This is a genomic window from Blautia sp. ZXY-1-C6, assembly GCF_056339875.1.
The window spans coordinates 1-4,408 of the sequence record NZ_JBWJVQ010000108.1; the positions used below are offsets into that span (position 1 = coordinate 1).

The 4,408-nt window shown below is 43.2% G+C and carries 4 protein-coding genes; 2 read left to right on the forward strand and 2 right to left on the reverse strand.

What is annotated here, in order from left to right; translation table 11 throughout:
* Window positions 1-218: 218 nt before the first annotated feature.
* A complete protein-coding gene (locus tag AC075J_RS03990; RefSeq protein WP_025577295.1) occupies window positions 219-1,250 on the reverse strand; it encodes a 3-deoxy-7-phosphoheptulonate synthase in 1,032 nt (343 codons plus the stop codon).
* Window positions 1,251-1,514: 264 nt separating this feature from the next.
* Window positions 1,515-2,846 (reverse strand): oligosaccharide flippase family protein, encoded by a 1,332-nt coding sequence (locus AC075J_RS03995; RefSeq protein ID WP_476390041.1) that lies wholly within the window; start codon window positions 2,844-2,846, stop codon window positions 1,515-1,517.
* Between the two features lie 186 nt (window positions 2,847-3,032).
* Here AC075J_RS03995 and AC075J_RS04000 point away from each other — a divergent pair, with 186 nt between their 5' ends.
* Both AC075J_RS04000 and AC075J_RS04005 read left to right on the forward strand, forming a co-directional pair.
* Entirely contained in the window at window positions 3,033-3,509 is a 477-nt protein-coding gene (locus AC075J_RS04000) for an RrF2 family transcriptional regulator (protein ID WP_022381064.1), read from the forward strand.
* A 17-nt stretch (window positions 3,510-3,526) separates the two neighbouring features.
* A partial coding sequence (locus AC075J_RS04005) for a cysteine desulfurase family protein (protein WP_476390042.1) occupies window positions 3,527-4,408 on the forward strand: 882 nt, incomplete at its 3' end.

The following is a 4,408-nucleotide window of genomic DNA, read 5'->3' on the forward strand; positions in this document are numbered from 1 at the left end:
AAATGAAAAAGCTTCTATAGTCTGTTTTGAACAGTTTATAGAAGCTTTTTTAACTGAATCAAGTAAAGTCCCCTGCTTTAATTGCGAAGAGCAATAAGCAGTGGGTGGCTGAATAGTTTTTTTCTGTAATGTCATAATATGTGCTATTTACAGATAATGTAATTACAGCGATCCATCTGATCAGAGAGTATGGAATGTTGTTTATAAACAATAACGGATCAACACATCTCAGCAATTGTATACAGAAGACGTTCGGATTCTTCCCATCCAAGACATGGATCGGTAATAGATTTTCCGTAAATATGATCACATCCGATCTTCTGATTTCCCGGTTCAATATAACTCTCGATCATAAGCCCTTTTACCAGAGTATGAAGTTCCGGGTCTACCTGGCGGCTGTGGAGAACCTCTTTTGCAATACGAACCTGCTGGTCATATTGTTTATTAGAATTAGAGTGGTTGGTATCAACAATAACAGCCGGATTTTTAAGGTTTTTCTCCTGATATTTCTCCCAGAGAAGACGAAGATCCTCGTAATGATAGTTCGGGATTGCCTCCCCATGTTTATTTACGGCACCGCGGAGAATTGTATGAGCCAGTTCATTACCTGTTGTTTCTACTTCCCAGCTTCTGTAGATAAAACGATGTCCGCCCTGAGCTGCTACAACGGAATTGAGCATGACTGCAAGATCGCCGCTGGTTGGATTTTTCATACCTGCAGGAACTTCCATGCCACTGACGGTAAGACGATGCTGCTGGTCTTCCACAGAACGTGCACCTACTGCCACATAAGAAAGCAGGTCAGAAAGGTAACGGTAATTTTCCGGATAAAGCATCTCATCTGCACAGGTCATACCACTGGTCCGGATTGCATGGATATGCATTTTACGGATTGCTACAAGCCCTGCAAGAAGATTTGGCTGTTTCTCGGGATCCGGCTGGTGAACCATACCTTTATAGCCTTCTCCTGTTGTTCTTGGTTTGTTTGTATAAACACGTGGAACAATCAGAACCTTGTCAGCTATTTTCTCCTGAACATTGCGTAATCTGGTAAGATAGTCCAGAACAGCATCTTCATTATCTGCTGAACAAGGACCGATGATTGCGAGGAATTTATCAGACTTTCCGGTAAAAACATCACGCAGTTCTTTATCTCTTGCATCTTTAACAGCCTGAATTTCAGCATCAATGGGATACTGATTACGGATTTCTTCAGGGGTTGGTAATTTTTTGATAAAATCGAATCCCATAGTAATATCTCCTTTGTGTCTATTTGTCTTGCTTTTTTCGGAATTTATTATAAACCATTCCTATCTGAATGTCGATAGCCAAAATATTTTCGGATGACTTTCTGCGATCATATCAAGCGTTACTGTTCACTTCGTTCTCAGTAACGTAGCCAAAATTCATTCCAGATTACCTGCGGCAATGGAATTTTGGCATATCCATGCCAAAACACCTCGCGGGATAGTGGAGTGTGAATAGTAACTATCAAGTCTCTTAATCAATATGCATTATTTACGGGGATTGCTATAGTTGTTTTGCAGTATTTGTAAACTGTGCAGGATGCTGAGCGCCAGTTCGCTGCAGAGGATCCCGTACAGATATCCCCGGATTCCCAGAACAGGGATTGCAAACAGCACGAAACTGATCCGGATGCAGACGCTGATCACACTGTGCAGCAGGCAGATGCCGGATTTTCCAAGGCCGTTGAGTACGCTGGTGAGAGTGGTGTTCAGGTACAGAAAAGGACAGATATAGGACATGGTATGGATATAGATTCCGGCTGTCTGACTGTGAAACAGAAAATTTCCAAGAAATTCTCCAAGAAACAGAAAAAAAACCAAGCAGGATCCGCCTAGCAGCAGACAGTATCGGAAAATCTTGCCGATCACATATTGGATTCGCTTTTGATACCCCAGAGTCTGCAGCTGGGTAATGGAGGGAATCAGCATGGCCGCAGCCGAGTTTGTAAGCGTAGCGGGGAAAAGAATAAGCGGAAGTGCCATCCCTGTAAAGATTCCGTAAACACTCAGGGAATCTTTGGGAGTAAGTCCTGACATTTGCAGCCTTGCAGGTATAAGAATCACTTCAATACTTCCCAGAAGGGTGAGCAGTATTTTATTCATGGTAAGAGGAACGGAAATATGGAGCAATTTTCTGAGAACAGAAAGCGGTCTTCTGATATTCCGGATATTATAATGTGTTACCTTAAAATGCATACTGACTGCGAAAAGAGAAATAAAAGATGAGGCTATTTCCCCGATAAGATTTCCGCCGACTGCAATTGCCGGAGTGATGTTTCGCCCTTGCGATGCACAAATCAGATAAAGAATATAGCATCCGCCTGTGCGGAAAAGCTGTTCCAGAAGCTGGACTCCTGCGGGAAATCCGGCCTGTTTTCTTCCCAAATAATAGCTGCTGATACAGGTATGAAGTGTACTCAACGGAATACTCAGAGAAAGAATCCGTATCAGACCGGAGGTCTGTGACTCTTTCAGAATCTGTACTGCCCAGAAATCCGCATAGCTGTAAAGAAACCAGGAGAATACCAGGGAGAAAACAACAGAAAATACAGTTCCCACGACAAAATAATCTGAGATATGACGACTGGGATTTTTGGAAATTTTTTCTGCGGCAGTGAGGCGGGAGATTGCAGTCTGGATACCGGAAGCGCAGATGGACATGATCAGAATCTGCAGTGGAAGTATAAGCTGAAAGATACCAAGCCCATGTGCACCAATAGTGTGTGACAGGAATATTCTGTAAAAGAACCCCATAAGTCTGCTTAACAAACCGGCAAATGTAAGAAGTAAAGTTCCTTTGATAAAAAGTTTTTTTGACATAATGAAAAATCCAGACCTTTTCATGCGCAGCAGGTGCGAATATCCGCTTGACTAAAAAACAGTAACCTGCCGAAACGCCTTTACAGCAATATATGAACAAAACAGCCTTGACAGAACGGTTTGTTTCTGGTAAAGTAATCATGAAATCCGAGGGAAACACTGGGAATTAAAAAACGAGGTGAGAAAATGAAACTCTCAACAAGAGCCCGTTATGGCTTGAAAGCATTGATAGATCTTGGTTTGCACAGTGCGAATGAAGCGATATCTTTACAGAGTATTGCGGAGAGACAGGATATTTCCACAAGCTACCTCGAACAGCTTATGGCCATGCTTAAGAAGGCCGGTCTTGTAAAGAGCAGCAGAGGGGCTTACGGCGGATACCAGCTTGGCAAGCCGGCAGATGAGATCTCGGTCGGTGAAGTCCTGCGTGTGCTGGAAGGCAGCCTGGAAGCAGCAGCCTGTCCCGGGATTGAGAATGACGGAACCTGCCATGGCAGTGATGTATGTGTGGCAAAGCTCGTCTGGAAGAGAATCAATGACAGTATTACAAGCGCTGTCGATACCCTGATGCTTGGTCAGCTGATAGAGGAAAGCAGAAGAGTACATGAAGAAAAAATGGAAAGTCAGGGCATGGAAGAAAATGTACCGGACATACTTAAATAAAACAGGAGGACAAGAAAATGGGAAAAATGATTTATCTGGACAATGCAGCAACAACTAAAACAGCACCGGAGGTTGTCCAGGCAATGCTGCCATATTTTTCAGAATATTATGGCAACCCGTCCAGTATTTATGATTTTGCAGGCAAGAGCAAAGAGGCAATCACCAAAGGAAGAGAGCAGATCGCAGAAGTTCTTGGAGCAAAGAAAGAAGAAATTTATTTCACAGCAGGTGGTTCCGAGTCTGATAACTGGGCTCTGAAGGCTACCTTTGAGGCATATAAAGCAAAAGGAAACCACATCATCACAACAAAGATCGAGCATCATGCAATTCTCCATACCTGTGAATATTTGGAGAAACGCGGCGCAAAGATCACATATGTAGATGTAGACGAGAACGGTATTGTAAAACTGGATGAACTTGAGAAAGCAATCACACCGGAAACAATCCTGATTTCTGTAATGTTTGCAAACAACGAGATTGGTTCTATCCAGCCGATCAAGGAAATCGGACGTATCGCAAAAGAGCATGGAGTGCTTTTCCACACAGATGCTGTTCAGGCATTCTGTCAGGTTCCGATCAATGTGGATGAATGCAATATTGATATGTTAAGCTCCAGCGGACATAAGATCAATGGACCAAAAGGAATCGGTTTCCTCTACATTCGTAAGGGTGTAAAAATCCGTTCCTTTGTACATGGCGGTGCACAGGAACGTAAACGCCGTGCAGGTACAGAGAATGTGCCGGGAATCGTTGGATACGGTGCAGCAGCAGCACGTGCAAATGCATCCATGAAAGAACGTACTGACAAAGAAATCGCTATCAGAGATCATCTGATCCACAGAATTGAGACAGAGATTCCTTATGTAAAAGTAAACGGTGACCGTATAAAACGTCTTCCG

Excerpts from the sequence above, each read along its gene's own strand:
- AC075J_RS03990 (WP_025577295.1), bottom strand. The coding sequence starts at position 1,250 with ATGGGATTCGATTTTATCAAAAAATTACCAACCCCTGAAGAAATCCGT.
- AC075J_RS03995 (WP_476390041.1), bottom strand. The coding sequence starts at position 2,846 with ATGTCAAAAAAACTTTTTATCAAAGGAACTTTACTTCTTACATTTGCC.
- AC075J_RS04000 (WP_022381064.1), top strand. The coding sequence starts at position 3,033 with ATGAAACTCTCAACAAGAGCCCGTTATGGCTTGAAAGCATTGATAGAT.